This is a genomic window from Ensifer sp. GW101-20A05 (assembly GCF_059424735.1).
The window spans coordinates 655,023-670,895 of sequence record NZ_JBWKZT010000002.1; the positions used below are offsets into that span (position 1 = coordinate 655,023).

At 64.2% G+C, this 15,873-nt stretch carries 16 protein-coding genes and 1 pseudogene; 7 read left to right on the forward strand and 10 right to left on the reverse strand.

Annotated elements, in window-relative coordinates:
* Nucleotides 1-9: 9 nt before the first annotated feature.
* Entirely contained in the window at nucleotides 10-1,737 is a 1,728-nt protein-coding gene (locus tag AC070A_RS08120; protein ID WP_057255341.1) for an adenylate/guanylate cyclase domain-containing protein, read from the forward strand.
* A gap of 54 nt (nucleotides 1,738-1,791) precedes the next feature.
* Nucleotides 1,792-2,172 (forward strand): VOC family protein, encoded by a 381-nt coding sequence (locus tag AC070A_RS08125; protein WP_057255342.1) that lies wholly within the window; start codon nucleotides 1,792-1,794, stop codon nucleotides 2,170-2,172.
* A gap of 68 nt (nucleotides 2,173-2,240) precedes the next feature.
* On the opposite strand, the gene AC070A_RS08130 is transcribed toward AC070A_RS08125, so the two are convergent.
* A complete protein-coding gene (locus AC070A_RS08130; protein ID WP_057255343.1) occupies nucleotides 2,241-2,666 on the reverse strand; it encodes an OsmC family protein in 426 nt (141 codons plus the stop codon).
* Between the two features lie 157 nt (nucleotides 2,667-2,823).
* Here AC070A_RS08130 and AC070A_RS08135 point away from each other — a divergent pair, with 157 nt between their 5' ends.
* Nucleotides 2,824-3,306 carry a methyltransferase family protein gene (locus AC070A_RS08135; RefSeq protein WP_057255344.1) on the forward strand — a complete coding sequence of 161 codons (483 nt, stop codon included), beginning with the start codon at nucleotides 2,824-2,826 and terminating at the stop codon, nucleotides 3,304-3,306.
* Here AC070A_RS08135 and AC070A_RS08140 read toward each other — a convergent pair.
* Nucleotides 3,290-4,501, reverse strand: coding sequence for an amino acid aminotransferase (locus AC070A_RS08140; RefSeq protein ID WP_112996450.1), 1,212 nt, complete (start codon nucleotides 4,499-4,501; stop codon nucleotides 3,290-3,292). The genes AC070A_RS08135 and AC070A_RS08140 overlap by 17 nt on opposite strands.
* 25 nt (nucleotides 4,502-4,526) lie before the next feature.
* Nucleotides 4,527-5,438, reverse strand: coding sequence for a DMT family transporter (locus AC070A_RS08145; protein ID WP_192495507.1), 912 nt, complete (start codon nucleotides 5,436-5,438; stop codon nucleotides 4,527-4,529).
* A 116-nt stretch (nucleotides 5,439-5,554) separates the two neighbouring features.
* Between AC070A_RS08145 and AC070A_RS08150 the strand changes: the two genes are divergently transcribed.
* Complete coding sequence (locus AC070A_RS08150; protein ID WP_057255347.1) at nucleotides 5,555-6,010, forward strand: Lrp/AsnC family transcriptional regulator; 456 nt, start codon at nucleotides 5,555-5,557, stop codon at nucleotides 6,008-6,010.
* A 24-nt stretch (nucleotides 6,011-6,034) separates the two neighbouring features.
* Here the strand turns inward: AC070A_RS08150 and fabF are convergent, their stop codons facing one another.
* From fabF to AC070A_RS08170, 4 genes and pseudogenes are all read right to left on the reverse strand, one after another.
* Nucleotides 6,035-7,303, reverse strand: coding sequence for a beta-ketoacyl-ACP synthase II (gene fabF / locus AC070A_RS08155; RefSeq protein WP_057255348.1), 1,269 nt, complete (start codon nucleotides 7,301-7,303; stop codon nucleotides 6,035-6,037).
* A 130-nt stretch (nucleotides 7,304-7,433) separates the two neighbouring features.
* Nucleotides 7,434-8,627 carry an acetyl-CoA C-acyltransferase gene (locus AC070A_RS08160; protein WP_492383808.1) on the reverse strand — a complete coding sequence of 398 codons (1,194 nt, stop codon included), beginning with the start codon at nucleotides 8,625-8,627 and terminating at the stop codon, nucleotides 7,434-7,436.
* A 59-nt stretch (nucleotides 8,628-8,686) separates the two neighbouring features.
* Nucleotides 8,687-9,286 (reverse strand): TetR/AcrR family transcriptional regulator, encoded by a 600-nt coding sequence (locus AC070A_RS08165; protein ID WP_057255350.1) that lies wholly within the window; start codon nucleotides 9,284-9,286, stop codon nucleotides 8,687-8,689.
* A gap of 118 nt (nucleotides 9,287-9,404) precedes the next feature.
* A pseudogene (locus AC070A_RS08170) lies at nucleotides 9,405-10,416 on the reverse strand (SDR family NAD(P)-dependent oxidoreductase).
* 94 nt (nucleotides 10,417-10,510) lie between these two features.
* Here AC070A_RS08170 and AC070A_RS08175 point away from each other — a divergent pair.
* A complete protein-coding gene (locus AC070A_RS08175; protein WP_112996446.1) occupies nucleotides 10,511-11,458 on the forward strand; it encodes an AraC family transcriptional regulator in 948 nt (315 codons plus the stop codon).
* Nucleotides 11,459-11,476: 18 nt separating this feature from the next.
* Here AC070A_RS08175 and AC070A_RS08180 read toward each other — a convergent pair whose 3' ends face one another.
* Nucleotides 11,477-12,535, reverse strand: a complete 1,059-nt coding sequence (locus AC070A_RS08180) for an adenylate/guanylate cyclase domain-containing protein (RefSeq protein WP_057255353.1) — start codon at nucleotides 12,533-12,535, stop codon at nucleotides 11,477-11,479.
* A gap of 152 nt (nucleotides 12,536-12,687) precedes the next feature.
* On the opposite strand from AC070A_RS08180, the gene AC070A_RS08185 reads away from it, so the two are divergent.
* Entirely contained in the window at nucleotides 12,688-13,146 is a 459-nt protein-coding gene (locus tag AC070A_RS08185; RefSeq protein WP_057255354.1) for an SRPBCC family protein, read from the forward strand.
* A gap of 17 nt (nucleotides 13,147-13,163) precedes the next feature.
* Here the strand turns inward: AC070A_RS08185 and AC070A_RS08190 are convergent, their stop codons facing one another.
* Complete coding sequence (locus AC070A_RS08190) at nucleotides 13,164-13,625, reverse strand: Lrp/AsnC family transcriptional regulator (protein ID WP_112996526.1); 462 nt, start codon at nucleotides 13,623-13,625, stop codon at nucleotides 13,164-13,166.
* Nucleotides 13,626-13,782: 157 nt separating this feature from the next.
* Between AC070A_RS08190 and AC070A_RS08195 the strand changes: the two genes are divergently transcribed.
* Nucleotides 13,783-14,679, forward strand: coding sequence for a DMT family transporter (locus tag AC070A_RS08195; protein ID WP_244495738.1), 897 nt, complete (start codon nucleotides 13,783-13,785; stop codon nucleotides 14,677-14,679).
* Between the two features lie 41 nt (nucleotides 14,680-14,720).
* Here AC070A_RS08195 and AC070A_RS08200 read toward each other — a convergent pair whose 3' ends face one another.
* Nucleotides 14,721-15,872, reverse strand: coding sequence for an efflux RND transporter periplasmic adaptor subunit (locus AC070A_RS08200; RefSeq protein ID WP_057255357.1), 1,152 nt, complete (start codon nucleotides 15,870-15,872; stop codon nucleotides 14,721-14,723).
* Between the last annotated feature and the right edge of the window lies 1 nt (nucleotide 15,873).

A 15,873-nucleotide genomic window follows, 5' to 3' on the forward strand; every position in this document is an offset into this window, starting at 1 on the left:
GGGGCGCCGATGGAACAAAAGCTATCCGTCATCATGGCCGCGGACGTGGCCGGCTATAGCCGGCTGATGGAGCTCGACGAGAAGGGTACGCTTGCGGCCCTGATGGCTCATCGACGGGAGCTTTGGGACGTCGAGGTCGCCGCGCATCATGGGCGCATCGTCAAGCTCATCGGCGACGGTATGCTGGTGGAGTTCCGTGCTGTGGAAGACGCAGTTCTCTGCGCGGTCGAGATCCAGCGGGGAATGCGGAGCAGAAACGCCGGCATACGCCCGGATCGCCGGATGGAATTTCGCATCGGGATCAATATCGGTGACATGCTGTTTGAAGATGGCGACGTCTATGGCGACGGCGTCAATGTGGCGGCGCGCATCGAGGGCCTCGCCAAACCGGGTGGGGTATCCGTCTCCTCCTCGGTCTACGACACCTTGGGCGGTCGCCTGGGCATCCGCTTCGAAGATACGGGCGCGCAGGCATTGAAGAACATCGGCCGCCCCGTCCACATCTACAATGTCTTCATCGACGACGCCGGGTCCGGGCCCGCCGTGCTGATGGCGCCGCCATCACAAGAGGTTCGAGAAAATCCCCCGGTCAAATCGGGCCGGACTCTTCTCCATGTGTCGCGCTTTGCGAATCTGAGCGGCAATCCCGACCGGGAGTATTTCGCTGCCGGCATAACGCAGGATGTCGTCGCGGCATTGTCGCGCTTCTCCGGCTTGAACGTGATTGTTCGGGCGCCACGTGTCGAACCGCAACACCATGCAGCCGCCTGCTACTCGCTTGAAGGCAGCGTCAGGCGCGTTGGCGACCGCGTCAGGGTCAATGCCAACCTGACGAACGCCACTGGCGAACACATCTGGGCGGAGAAATACGATTTCGACCTGATCGACATGTTCGACGTCCAGGACGAACTGTCCCGTTCCATTCCGGCGGCCCTGAACGTCAAGATCGAAGAAGCCGAACGATACAGGGTTCTCGCCGAACCGCTCAAAGGTTCGAGCGCTTACGATTTCTATTTGCGCGGCCGGCACATTGAAAAGAGCCTGAAACCGGATGAGATCAGGTTGGCGAAGGAGATGTTCCTGGCAGCGATTGACGCCGATCCGGCTTATGCGCGCGGATATCTCGGGCTCGCCTGGCTGGAGATACGCAAGCTGAAGTGGAACGAGCGCGTTGATATGGAGGCGACGCTCGCCAGCGCTTTCGCCTCGGCAAGCAAGGCTCTGGAGCTCAGCCCCTATGACGCCGACATTCACTGGGCGCTTGGCGTCGTCCATCTGTGGAGGGGAGAGGCCGATCGGGCAATCGGTTGTTATGAACGCGGCCGCGAATTGGCACCCAACAACTGCGATCTCCTCGCAGAATATTGCGATGCCCTCGGCTATCTCGGTCTTCTTGAAGACGCGATCAGGATCGGCGAACTGGCATTGCGGCTGAACCCCAGTCGCCCGGACTGGTATTTCTGGAATATCGCGGCCAGCAAATACCTCTCCGGGCAATATAGCGAAGCGCTGGCGCTGCTGGAAAAGATGGCCGAGCTTGGATCGGCCTACCGATTGCTCGCGGCGACCTACGCGCAACTCGGCCGTTTGGAGGAAGCGCGCCGCGCCGCGGCCGAACTCTTAAAACTCAATCCGGAATTCTCGATCGAGCGATACAGTTCTCGCACTCCCTATCGGGACAAGGCGCTGCTCGCGCGATACGTTGAAGGGCTGCGGCTGGCGGAACTGCCGGAATGAGGTCTGGTTGTCGCGAGGGCGCCGCCTCGGCCGTGTTCAGTTGGAGGATACGCAATGTCGGAAACAGTCAACGTCCGCTACATGGTCGACGACGTCGAGGCGGCGATCGCCTGGTACACCACCCATCTGGGCTTTTCGGTTCTGTCGAACTATGCGCCGGCCTTCGCGGATGTCCAGCGCGGAGCGTTGCGGCTCCTGCTCAGCGGGCCGACGAGCTCGGCGGGCAGGCCGATGCCGGATGGCGAGACGCCGGGGCCTGGCGGCTGGAACCGCATCCATCTCATCGTCGATGACCTCAACGCCGAGGTAGAGCGGCTGCGCGGCGCCGGCGTCAGGTTTCGCAACGACATCGTCACCGGTCCCGGAGGGGCGCAGATCCTTTTGATCGACCCCTCCGGAAATGTCGTCGAACTGTTTCAGCCGGCGCGCCGATAACGATCGCGCCCTGAGCACGTTCGTTGACGCCGCGCGCACCGTTGGAGATGCGAGAGGCGGATCTGGTCTCAGCCGGCGCTGGTGTCGACCACTTCGAAATCATGCGTGATCGTCGCGGTCTTGGCGAGCATGGCCGAGGCCGAGCAGTATTTTTCGATCGAGAGCGAGATGGCGCGTTCGACTTTGTTGACCGCCAGTCCGCGTCCCTTGACGATGAAATGCATGTGGATGCGGGTAAAGACGCGCGGTTCCGTCTCGGCGCGGTCCGCATCGAGTTCGACGACGCAATCCTCGACCGGCTCGCGACCCTTTTCCAGGATGTGCACGACATCAAAGGCCGAGCAGCCGCCGGTGCCGATCAGCACCAATTCCATCGGGCTCGGACCCGGCGTGCGGCCTTCCTCACCGAAGGCGGTTCCCAAAACGACCTTGTGGCCGCTTCCGGACTCTCCGACGAAGGTCCGGTCTTCCACCCATTTGACGCGTGCTTTCATGTGTTTCGTCCTGTTACAGCAATGTCCGGATCATAGACCCGCGCGGCCGATGACCTCCAGTTCACATACCGTTTCGAACGATTTTCGCAAATGCCTCGCTTCCGGTAAAATGCCAAGCCCGCGCCATGTGCGCGCGAAACAGGCAAGGATTGATCGGATGAACGAGACGACCGGAAATGCGCCTGACAGCTCCGGCGCGGTGGTGCACCCGCCGATCGCGTGGGTGCTGGCCGTCGGTGGCGGCCTCGTGCTCGACCGGCTTTACCCGTTGCCGTTCGTGCCGGAGATGGTGCCTGACGCGTTGGTTGGCGGCCTCGTGTTTCTGGCCGGCCTCGCGCTGCTCGTCTGGGCAGCGATGACCTTCGGCCGTGCAGGAACCGACATACCGGTCAACCGCCCGACGTCAACGATCGTCGAAGCGGGTCCCTACCGCTTCACCCGCAATCCCATCTATACCGGGATGTTCCTCGGCCTGATCGGCTTTTCCATCGCCTTCGACAGCCTGTGGCTGCTGATCCTGCTGGTCCCCTTCTACCTCGTCATCCGCTATGGCGTGGTGGCGCGTGAGGAGGCCTATCTCGAGCGCAAGTTCGGTGACGTCTATCGGGCCTACAAGACGCGCGTCAGGCGCTGGCTTTAGCGGCGCGGACGAAGGACGGAGAGCTTGAAACTGCCCGGAGCGCATCGGCCAGGCGCTCGACGTCGCGCGGCAGTAGACCGGCGATGTTGATGCGTCCGTTCGCCGTTCCGTAGACGCCGAAGTCCTCGCGGAGCCGGTTCATCTGGCGCTGGTCGAGCGGTAGCAGCGAGAACATGCCTTTTTGCCGGCGCAACACCTGGAATTTCTCCGGGGCGCCGCATCCTGCGAGCGCATCGGCGAGGCCGCTGCGGATCTCGGCTACGCGGCGGCGGCTCGCCTCCAGTTCGGCAAGCCACATCCCGGGGTTTTCGAAGAGGCGCGCGGCAATCGCGGCGCCGTGCTCCGGCGGCATGGAGTAGTTGGCCCGGGTGATCCGCTCCAGCGTGGCGCGAATGTTGGCGAGCAGGTCCCGGTCAGGCGCGATCACCATCGCCGCGCCGGTACGTTCGCAATAGAGACCCATGTTCTTGGAGCAGCTTGCCGCGACGAGCACCGTGTCGAGTTCTTGAGCGAAATGCCGCAGGCCCACGGCGTCCTCTTCGATCCCGTCGCCGAAGCCCTGGTAGGCCATGTCGATCAGCGGTATCAGCCCCTTGTCTTTGCAGAGTTTGGCAAGCAGCCGCCACCGCTCCGGCGTCGGATCGATGCCGGTCGGATTGTGGCAGCAGCCGTGGAGGAGAACGACGTCTCCCTGGCGGGCCTCCCCAAAATCCGCGACGACGGCGTCGAGATCGAGGCCAGCCTCGTTCTCCTGCCAGCGGAAAGCCCGTACGGCGAGGCCCGCGGCCGTCATGATCGGGCGGTGGTTCACATAGCCGGGATTGGTGTTCCAGATCGTCGCGTGCGGCGAGACGAGCGCGATGAAATCCGCGAGGATCCGGAGCGCGCCAGTGCCGCCAACCGTCTGGATCGTACACTGGCGGTTGAGCGCCTCGGCGCCTTCACCGAGAAGGAGCCTGGACATCCCGTCGTTGAATGCCGGGTTCCCGGAGAGTGCCCTGTAGGACTTGGACGCGGCTGCGGAGGCGAGACGCGCCTCTGCGTCCTGGACCGCCCGCATGACAGGTGTTTGACCCGAAGCATCGCGATAGACGCCGACGACGAGATCGATCTTGTCGGTGCGACGATCCTGCCGGAACGAGCTGATGAGAGCCCACAACGGATCGGGTTCGGCGATTGGTAGAGCGGCGAGCATACTGGGTTCCCTATCGTTCTTGAAACTAGTGGCGGTTTGCCAAGATCACGCCCGTCGTGATGACGAGGATACCGATGGCGGTCGCTAACGCGAGCGCCTCGCCAAGGATCGGAATGGCCATCAGGCTTGCGAGCGCCGGCGCGAGCGAGCCGATCGTCGCGCTTCTGGCAGTGCCGAGCCGCGAGATCGCGAAGGCGTAGCCGACGGTCGAAACGAGGCCGACACCGAGCCCCTGCACCAGAATGAAGGGCAGGGCCTGATGCCAGGAAAATTGCCCGATATGCGAGGCGACGGCGCCGGTCAGGAGCAGGGGGAGGAGGATGACGAGCGAGCCGATGGAGAGCAGCAGTCCGTTGCTGATCGCATCCACTCCGGTGCGGCGCAGCCCGATCGTATAGGCGCCCCAGATGAGGCTCGCGACAAGCAGCAGGCCGACGCCGCGGAGGGTTTCGGTCGTCACCGCATACTGCTGTCCGGCAACGATGCCGATGACGCCGGCAAGGATCAGGGCGAGCGGCAGCCAGCGCTTCCTCGGCACGCCCTTTCGCTCAAGCAGAAGGACGAGCAAGGCAACGGATAGCGGCGTCGTTCCGGCAACGAGTGCGCCAACATAGGCCGCGGAGGTTGCTTTGGCACCTTCCGAGACGATGAAGAAGAACGGTACGCCGCCGAGCAAGACGAGGGCCGCATCCATTGGCCTGACCTTGCGAAGTGCGGAAAGGCGCTGGGGGATGGCCGGCAGCAGGGCGAGGATCGGGATCGCGAAGCGAATGAGGGCGACGTCGACGGTGGCAAGCGGCGAGGCCCCGATCGCCCGCATGGTCAGCGCGAAGCCCGCCCAGACCAGCACGACGATGGACAGCACGATGTAGCCGACTGTCGTCGGTGTCAGCCATCCGCTTCTCGATTGCTGAAAATCTGACGTCACGTCGGTCATGCGGGGCCTCATCGCTAGGATGGCTCACATGATATGCTTCTCGCGCAGTCGATATCTTGCTATTTCACTCGCCGTTTGCATAGAGTTTGGCAGAATCTGCCATCGGGGAGGGGCGAATGGACGAAAAGGACATGCAGATCATCTGGGCGCTGCAGAAGGACGGCCGCCTTTCCAATCAGGATCTCTCCGAGAAGGTCGCGCTGTCTCCTTCTCCGTGCCTCAGACGGCTGCGCCTGCTTGAGGAGGCGAAGATCATCAAGGGCTATACGGCGATCGTCGACGAGGAGGCCTATGGTCTGCCGATCACGGCTTTCGTCCGCATCCGGCTCGAGCGCCATTCCGAGGCTTCCGTCGCCGCCTTCGAGCGCAAGGTGAGAACGATCGACAACATCCAGGATTGTTACGTCATGACCGGCGAAGCCGACTACCTGCTGCGGGTCCTGGTGACGAGCCTCAAGGATTACGAGCAGTTCGTCCGCACCCAACTGCACAATATCGAGGGCATTGCCGCGATCGATACCAGCTTTGCCTATGGCACGGTCAAGCGCGCAACCGTCTTTCCGCGTCTGTGAGCGGCCAGCGAATGCCGCGCCTCGTCACTCCGCCCAACGCCGGAAGACAACGCTGGCATTGACGCCACCGAACCCGAAGCCGTTGGAGATGGCATAGTCGAGCGACAGCTTCCGTGCCGCGCCCGAGACAAAGTCGATACCGTCCGCAGCCGGATCCGGCGTTTCGAGATTGAGCGTCGGCGGCGCGATCTGGTCGCGCAGGGCGAGCACGGTAAAGATCGCCTCCAGACCGCCCGCTGCACCCAGCAAATGCCCGGTTGCGGATTTCGTCGCGCTGACGGCGATTTCGCCGTTGCGGCCAAAGACCGACTTGATCGCCTCGATTTCGCCCTTGTCGCCGACCGGCGTTGAGGTCGCATGAGCATTGAGATGGCGAATATCGCTTGGCCGAATGTCGGCCTGGGCGATGGCGATTTCCATCGCCCGCCGGGCGCCTGCACCATCCTCCGGGCCTGAGGTGATGTGGTGGGCATCGGCCGTGGTGCCATATCCGACGAGTTCGGCGATCGGTGTGGCGCCGCGCGCCAATGCATGCTCGAGCGCCTCGATCACGACGATGCCTGCGCCCTCCCCCATGACGAAGCCGTCACGATCGACATCGAAGGGCCGTGAAGCGCGATCGGGCGTCTCGTTGAAACCCGTCGACAGGGAACGGGCAGCGGCAAAACCGCCGAGGCTGATGGTGTTGATGCAGGCTTCCGCCCCGCCGCAGATCGCAATATCCGCCTCTTGCGCGCGGATCAGCCGGGCCGCGTCGCCGATCGCCTGGACGCCTGCGGCGCAAGCGGTCACCGGCGCGCCGATCGGCCCCTTGAAACCGTGACGGATCGAAACCTGGCCGGCGGCGAGGTTCACGAGAAAGGATGGCACCGTGAAGGGCGAGAGCCGCCGTACGCCGCGCTGATCGACCGTGCGGACCGCCTCCGAGATTGCCGGGAAGCCGCCAATGCCGGACGCGATCACCGTGGCCGTGCGCTGCTGTTCGATCGCGGTCGCGGGATTCCAACCCGCTTGCTCAATTGCCTCTTCCGCCGCGGCCAACGCCAACAGGATGAAGCGATCCATCTTGCGCTGGTCCTTCGGCGGGATGATCCGGTCGGGATCGAAGCCAGCCGTTGCGTCGTCCGCAGGGGTAGGCACCGTCCCGCCGATCTTGCTGCCGAGTTCGGCGACGACCTCTTCCGGCAGACGGCGAAGCCCCGAGTTTCCGGCAAGAAGCCGCGACCAGCTTGCCTCTACGCCCGCTGCCAAAGGGCTGATCGCCCCCATTCCCGTTACGACGATGCGACGCATCGGTTCTCCTGACCTGGGTTACGCAATCCGAACGGAAAGCCGCTCGTGTTGTTCCTGCCATTGCTCGCGGATCCGAGCCGCAAGGCGCGAACGGCCGCAGCACGGATGACCTCTCTCCTGTGCATGGTCCTCAGCGAGGACGCTCGATGGCGATCGCGGTGGCTTCGCCGCCGCCGATGCACAGGGCAGCGACGCCGCGCGAAAGACCCCGCCGCGCCAAGGCGTGAAGCAGGGTCACGATCAGCCGCGCGCCGGTCGCACCGATCGGATGGCCGAGCGCGCAGGCGCCGCCGTTGACGTTCAGCCGGTCGCGGGCGATGCTGAGATCCTTGGCGGCGGCCATAGCCACCACGGCGAAGGCTTCGTTGATTTCGAAGAGATCAACGTCATCGACACTCCAGCCGGTCTTTTCCAGCAGCTTGCGGATCGCAGGAATAGGTGCCGTCGTGTACCAGGCGGGTTCCTGACTGTGCGTCGCATGCGCCTTGATTTCGGCGAGGATCGGCATGCCTTCGCGCTCGGCAATCGAGCGGCGGGTCAGGACGAGCGCCACCGCACCATCCGCATTGGCCGACGCGCTAGCGGCCGTGATCGTGCCATTGGCGCGAAAGGCGGGCTTCAGGTTCGGGATCTTTTCGGGCGACACCTTCCGCGGGTGCTCGTCGGTATCGATGACCGTGTCTCCGCCCTTGGCCGCGACGGTGATCGGCGCGATCTCGTCGGCAAAGGCCCCAGTTTCGATCGCGGTGCGGGCGCGTGTCAGCGTTTCGACCGCATAGGAGTCCTGATCGGCACGGGTAAACCCATAGGCTTCGGCCGCTGCCTCGCCGAAATCGCCCATCGGTCGGCCGGGCTCATAGGCATCTTCCAACCCGTCGAGCATCATGTGGTCGAAGATCCGGTCATGCCCGACGCGATAGCCGGCTCGTGCCTTGGGGAGCAGATAGGGCGCGTTCGACATCGACTCCATGCCGCCGGCGACCGCGACATCGATCGATCCGGCAAGAATGAGATCATGCGCCAGCATGGTCGCCTTCATGCCGGAACCGCAGACCTTGTTGATCGTGGTGGCGCCGACGGCATCGGGCAGACCCGCGCCGCGGGCTGCCTGCCGGGCCGGGGCCTGTCCCTGGCCAGCGGGAAGCACGCAGCCCATCAGCACCTCGTCCGGGCGATCGGGTGAGAGGTGTGCCCGTTCAAGTGCGGCACGGATGACGTGGGCGCCGAGCGCGCTCGCCTGGGCCGGCGCAAGATCGCCGAGGAAGCGGCCAAGCGGCGTGCGCACCGCCGATACGATGACGATGGGGTCGGATGTGCTGGACATGGTCCGGTCCTTTCCGGCTGGAGGGAAACCCTGAACGTTTCGTGGGGGATCTTTGCCTGCTATTGCAGTGGCGACGCCTGCGACGCCCCTTCGTCGGCAAGCAAGCTCTCGGCCGCCGCCTTCAGGAACCGGTTCGAGAGTTGCTCGTCATCGACTGCGCGCGAAAGCACCAGCGCACCGACCATGGTCGAGAGCGCGACGATCGATTGGTCACGCACTTCCTTGCCTGGTTCGGGTGGAACCACCCCATCGAGAATGTCGAGATGACTGTTGATGCCGGCCTCGAAAGCCTGGCGCAAAGCTGGGCTGCGGCGGGCGGCTTCCGGTGCGAGCGCGGCCAGCGCGCATCCGTCGGCCTTTTCGTGGCGATGCGCATCCGACAGGTAAAAGCGGAGCAGGGCGCGAAGCGGCTTACCGGCCGCCTTGGAGACGACCCTAGCCCAGTTCGCCACGCCGCTCTCCAGCGCCTTGGAAGAAGCCTGAGCGATGAGGTCGTCCTTGGATTCGAATTGCTTGTAGAAACCGCCTTGGGTCAGGCCGGCGCCCTTCATCAGGTCGTTCAGACCGATGCCGTCGAAGCCTCTCTCGCGAAAGAGGCGACTTGCGACCTCGATGACCGTTCGGCGGTTTTCCTCCGCCTGTGCCCGGCTTACTCTCATTGTCTGCTCCCATCAGGCAAATGCGACAAAGAGAATATATGTCGATCACCATCTATCCGTCAAGTATAGATGGTGACCGAAATCTTAATGGAGGCTTGAGCGGCTGCGACGAGGAGGCTCAGGCGCCTAGCCGAACGCCGGTCATCTCCTCACCGACGGCCCAAAGCCGCTCGGCGGCCTCCCGGTCGACGGCATAGGCCTCGACGCCGGCAATGCGGGCGGACGACGTATTGCGTGCGATCGACCAGGGCGTGTCGCTGGGAAGCAGTGGGGCAATTTCGCAGTCCATGCAGAACACGCCGCCCTTGCCGTCGAGCTGTGGGCTGGTGGCGCACCAGACCTGGGTGCGCCCCTTGCTCCGGGGTTTTCAGGTCACGCGACGGGTCGAGGATCGGTTCGCCCTTATCGTCCAGCGCGCCGTGCGCCTGCAGCGTCTCGACCGACATGTGGCGGGTGAGCCCGGTTCCGACGATGCCGCCCGGGTGCACGGAGAGGGCACGGATGCCATCCTCCTTGCCGCGCGCGTCGAGCGCGGTGGCAAAGAGCATATTCGCCGTCTTCGACTGGCCATAGGCCAGCCACGGATCGTAGGCGCGGCGCTCGAAATTGATGTCGTCGAACACCACGGGCGAGAAGCGGTGCCCGGCCGACGAGACGGAAACGACGCGGGCGCCCTGCGCGCGCTTCAGCGCCGGCCAGAGCCGCGCAACCAGCCGGAAATGGCCGAGATGGTTGGTGGAGAACTGCAGCTCGTTGCCGCGAGCGTCGCGTTTCAATTCTTCGACGGCCATGATGCCGGCGCTGTTGACGAGGATATGGAGCGGCAGCCCGGAGGCCAGGAAATCATCGGCGAAGGCGTCGATCGAGGCGGGGTCGACAAGGTTCATTGGCCGGACTTCGACGCCCGCGGCCACCGCGCCGATGGCCTTGCGGGCGCGGTCGACGTCGCGGGCCGGCACGATCACCTTGGCGCCTGCCTGCGCAAATGTGCGTACCGTTTCAAGGCCGAGGCCGGAATAGCCGCCGGTGACGATGGCGATCTTGTCCTTGAGGTCGATGCCGCGGACGACATCCGCTGTGGTCGAGGCAGCGGTGAAGCCGGAGTTGATGGGCTGTTGCAAAGTGGACATGGTGGGGTCTCCAGTTGATGCCCCCTGGAGATATCCATCATCAACTGAATTATGAATGCTTGATAATCCGTAGTCCTTTCGCCATAGTTCAGAAATGGACCAAGATCCGCTTTCCTCCATCCTGTCGCTGATCGAAGCCCGCGCGGTTTATGCCGGCGGCTTCAGTGCCGGCGGCGATTGGGCAATCCGCTTTCCGCCGCCGGAGAAGATCAAGTTCTTCGCCATTGCCCGCGGCGCCTGCCTGCTTGCTGTCGATGGCCTCGGCGATCCGCTTCAGCTTGATTGTGGCGATGTCGTGCTGCTGTCGGCGCCGGCTCCGTTCACGATCGCCAGCGCAGATGGAATTTCTCCCGTTGATGCCTATGAGCTCTATACCGAAGGCAAGCGCATGGCGTCCCTCGGGCAGGGGGACGACTTCCTGTTCATGGGTGGCCATATCGACCTCGGCACCGCAAGCAGCCGCCTGCTCATCGACAATCTGCCGCCGGTCATTCACCTGCGCCGCGATGATGCCGGGGTGGATCAGTTGCAATGGCTCATCCGCGAGCTGGTGCAGGAAACCATGGCCGCAGCGCCCGGTGCAGATGCCGCGTGCTCGGGCCTTGCCCATCTGATGTTCCTGCAGATCCTCAGGGGCTATCTGTCACGGGAGCGTGGCGTCGATGTCGGCTGGCTGCGCGCCGCATGCGATCCGAAGCTGGCGCCGGCGCTCTCACTGATGCATGGCGACCCGACACGCAACTGGCATCTGCCGGAACTGGCCCGCGCTGCGGCCATGTCGCGCACTGCCTTTGCCACCTATTTCAAGGCCGTCGCGGGCATTGCTCCGCTCAGCTATCTCGCCGAATGGCGCATGCGGCTGGCGGAGCGAAAGCTACAGGATGGTGGCCAGTCTGTGGCGACGGTCGCGCAATCCGTCGGCTACGCCTCCGAAGCCGCCTTCAGCACCGCGTTCAAGCGCATCATGGGCCGCTCGCCACGGCAGCGCGCCAAGACTGGACGTCAGGTCTCGCCGGGTCAGCTGTTGCCGGTCACGCTCTGACCTTTGGCCGGAGTGCCCTCAGGCATCCGGCAGGGTGAAGACGGTGCAGGGCGCTGCGATCCCACGCAATTTATGATCGCCGAGGGGTAGGAGCGGCGTCGTCGTGACGTTGGCGACGGCGCCTGAGATCAATACGGACCGGCCAAGCGGCCGACACAGGCCTTCCAGGCGGCTGACGAGGTTCACCGCCGCGCCGATGGCGGTGAAATCGAGCCGGTCGGCTGCGCCGATATTGCCCCAGAGAATGTCGCCGAGATGCAGCGCCACGCCGAAGGAGAGCGGCGGCAGACCCTCGGCCTGCCTTGCAGCATCGAGATGCGCCATGCCGGCGCGGGCGGCGGTCACCGCGCGCAAGGCCGCGTCACACGCCTCGGTCGGCGAACCACTGACCGGAAAGATCGCCAGGACGCCGTCGCCGATGAATTTCAGCACCTCGCCGCCGAAGGCGTGGATCGCGCCGGCCACCCGATCGAACCAGGCGTCGAGGGCCGCAATCACCAAAGCGGGCTCCGTTGTTTCGGACAAACCCGTGAAATTGCGAAGATCGGCGTAGAACAATGCGGCGCGAATGGTCTCGCCGGTGCCGCGGGTCAGCTCCCCGGCTCGGACGCGGGCGGCACTGCGACGGCCGAGATAGGCTTCGAGCAGGGCGGCGAGCGCTGCCCGCTCGGCGAGTGCCACCAAGGGAGCGACGGCGAAGCGTGCGACCTGACGAAGCCTAGCGGTTTCTGCCGGGTCGAAAGGCCGGGTTCCGGCCCAGCCGAGCCTCGCCCGGTCCGTCCCCGAACTGGTCGATTGTTCAAGCACCGGCCCGAGACCGGCCAGCCAGTCATGTCCTGCCCGATCGGATACCGCGCCCGCGAAGCCCAGGCTCTCGATCACGACGCCAGTCTCGGCCCGCCATAGCCAGGTGCGGCGGGCGATGATCGGATGCGGCACGGCCAGAGTGAGCGCACCGCCGGCAAGCGGCAGGTCGTCGGCGACAAGCAGGCGTCCAAGCCCGGACAGGAACCGGTCCGGATCGGGCGAGGCGCTCGCTTCATCCACGAGCCAGGCGAGGGGTGCGGACAAATCCATGGCGAAGAGGATAGAGCCGGGGCTCGTTCCGGCAAGGGGCTGGCCTGCAAGGTGGCGCCAAACGGCACGCGGGTCTATGATCGCGGCAGCCCGGGTTCCGTGCTTCACCTCTCCTGAACCGGCGGGCAGGCCAAACAGCAAAGGGAAGACCGATGCAAGAAGCCCTCGTCGTCCGCCGCGAAACGCGTATTCAGGCGCCGCCCGCCGCGGTGTTCGCTCTCCTGACCGATCCGGAAAAGATCCTCCGCTGGATGGGAACGGAGGCCGACACCAAGGCGGAGCCCGGCGGTCTCTATCTCGTCAACGTAACCGGAGCGCGTTTCGCCCGTGGGTCTTTTCGTGAGGTGGTGCCGGTGCATCGGCTCGCCTACAGCTTCGGCTGGGAGGGCAGTGACATCGTCCCGCCCGGCTCCAGCCTGATCGAGATCGACCTGATCGAACAGCCGGATGGAACCTTGCTGCGTCTCACCCACACGGGATTGCCCAATTCCGAGCAATGCGCCGGCCATGCGGAAGGCTGGGCGCATTATCTGGAACGGTTGGGGCAAGTCGCGTCCGGGCGCGATCCCGGGCCCGATCCCTGGCTCGGCCGTGACGGCAGCAGCAGCTGACGACCTCTCCTGATTGCTTAGATCGGCAGGAGCGCATCCGGCTTCACGTCCCCGACCGACGCGTAGGTGTGCGTCTCTCTGACGCCGGGAAGCGGCAATATCACCCGTTCGAGAAAGTCCTGGAATAGCGACATGTCGCCAATCCGCGCCTTTACGAGATAGTCGAAGCCGCCGATCACCATGTGGCATTCGAGAACCTCCGGTGCCTTTGCGATGGCCTCGGAGAACCGCTCGAAGATATGCGGCGCCGTGTGGTCGAGGCGCACCTGAATGAAGACGACGGTTCCCCGGCCGATCTTCTTCGGATCGAGGATTGCTCGCACCGCTTTCACATAACCCTCGCGGAAGAGGCGCTTGACGCGCTGGCTGGTGCCGGTCGGCGAGAGCCCCACCCGGTTCGCCAGTTCAAGCGTCGTGCGCCGGCCGTCTTCCTGGAGCAGCCTCAGCAGGTTGCGATCGATGGTGTCGAGACCTGCAATTTCCTGATTCACGCAAACTGATCCTCGATAGAGTGCATTTCACTCAGATTCTGCGAAATTAATATATTTAGACACGCTCATTCGAGCAATAGCATGCCGCTTCCGCAGTCCGATAACCGTTTCTGGCCGGACCGATCTCGTCGTCATGGAGGCAAGCGTGCGTGTTCTGTTGGTCGAGCAAGAGGCCGGAAGCAAGAGGTTGGCGATCCTGGCGGGCGTGGTCTTCGTTGCGATCACCACTATCCAGTTCGTTGCCGCCCGCTTCAGCCTGCGCGAACATCTGACCGCCGCCGATATCGTCAGTTTGCGGTTTGCGGGCGCTGCTTTCGCCTTCCTGCCGGTGGTTTGGAAGACCGGGGCTGCGAGGCTGAGGGCACTCGGCTGGCGGAAGGCTGGTTTGCTGGCCCTGCTGACGGGGCTACCCTATCCACTGATCATCAATCAGGGGCTCACCCAGGCGCCGGCCGCCCATGCCGCGGCCCTCTCTCCCGCCTTTATCGTCTTCTTTTCGTTCCTGTTCTCGCGCATCGCGTTCAGGGACAGGGTTTCCGGCCAACGGGTGATCGGCATTGCCGTGATCATGGCGGGGCTCGCGCTGTTCGTCTTTCACGCAGGCATCGGTTCCGGCGACACCTTGCGCGGCGATCTTCTTTTTGCAGGTTCGGGCATCATGTTCGCGGTTTATGCGGTGCTAGTGAGGCTCTGGTCGGTCGATGCGGTCACGGCGACCATCGCCGTGGTCTTCTTTTCCTGTCTGCCTCTGCCGCTGCTGCACATCCTGGCGCCGAGCGGGCTCGGGGCCACGTCGCTGGCGGAAATCGCAACGCAGCTGGTGATCCAGGGGTTCCTTGCCGGTGCCGCTGCCGTCGTCCTCTACACCTTCGTGGTGCGCCAGCTTGGGCCGCAGCCGGCTTCGCTGTTCATGCCGTTCATTCCGGTGACCACCGCCTTGGTCGGCATGGTGGCGCTCGGCGAAATACCGGCGCCTCTGCAATTTGCGGCAATCGCGGTCATCGCGTTTGGAATGATCTTCCCGATCCTGATGCGAGCGTAGCGATCTTTTTGGAAGGATGCTCCGGGGTTGCCAGAGAACGCCTACTTCTGTGCCTGCTCGGCGGGCATCGGCTTGACCGGCGCGCCGGGGAAAATCTTCTGCAGGTTTCCCGCGATCACCTGATCGCCCTCCGCAACGCCTGACGTCAGGCCGATGAGGTCGCCGCTTGTCGGGCCGAGGGTGACCAGCCGCTGCTCGACCGTGTCGCCCTTGCCGACGACATAGATGTATTTGCCGAGCTGGCTCGAGCCGAGTGCCGTTTCCGGCACCATCAGCACATTTGGTTCGTCGCGGACTTTCAGCCGCACGCGGACATATTGGCCAGGTAGCAGGGTCAGATCGGTATTGTCGATCGTCACGCGCGCGATGACCGTTCCGGTATTGCCCTCGACCGTATTGTTGATGAAGCTGAGGTCGCCCCGATAGCGCGGCTCCTCGTCGCCGGGAAGAAGCACTTCGGCCTCCACCTTGCCCTTTGCCCGAGCCTTTTGGATGTCGGCGAGTTCCGTTTCGCTCGGGTTGAACGAGACATAGATCGGCGAAAGCTGCACGAGGTTATTGAGGGGCGTTCCGGTGGTATTGCTGACGAGCGTTCCCTCAGAAGCCTGGTTGCGGCCAAGCCGGCCGGCGAAGGGCGCTCGTATTTCGGTGTAGTCGAAGTTGATCTCGGCCGTGCGCACCGCCGCTCGCGACATCGCCAGCGCCGCTTCCGCCTGATGCACGGCGCTCTGGCGCTGGTCGAAACTGTCCTTGTCCAGATAGCCCGTGGTCGCGAGCTCGTTGCCGCGCGTGAGGTTGGACTGAAGATAGGCAAGCGATGCCTGGTCGCGCTCGACCTGGGCCTTCGCCTGATCGAGTTCTGCGCGATAGTCGCGGGCGTCGATCCGGTAGAGAAGGTCGCCTTCCTTCACATCCGAACCGTCGGGAGCCGCCTGCGATTCGATGTAGCCGGTGATCTTGGCGCGAAGCGTGACGTTGCGGATCGCCTCGGTGCGCGCCGAATAGTCGAGATAGATCGGGATCGTCTTCTTGACCACCGCCGCGACCGGAACGGGCATCGCCTGCTGCGGCGGACCCACCGCCGCGCCGGCGTCTCCGCCTTTCAGCTCAAAGCCGCCGTTCTTGTAGTGATAGGCTGCAGCGAGGGCGGCGATCGCGACCGCTGCGGCAAGGACCAGTCTCGAACCACGCATG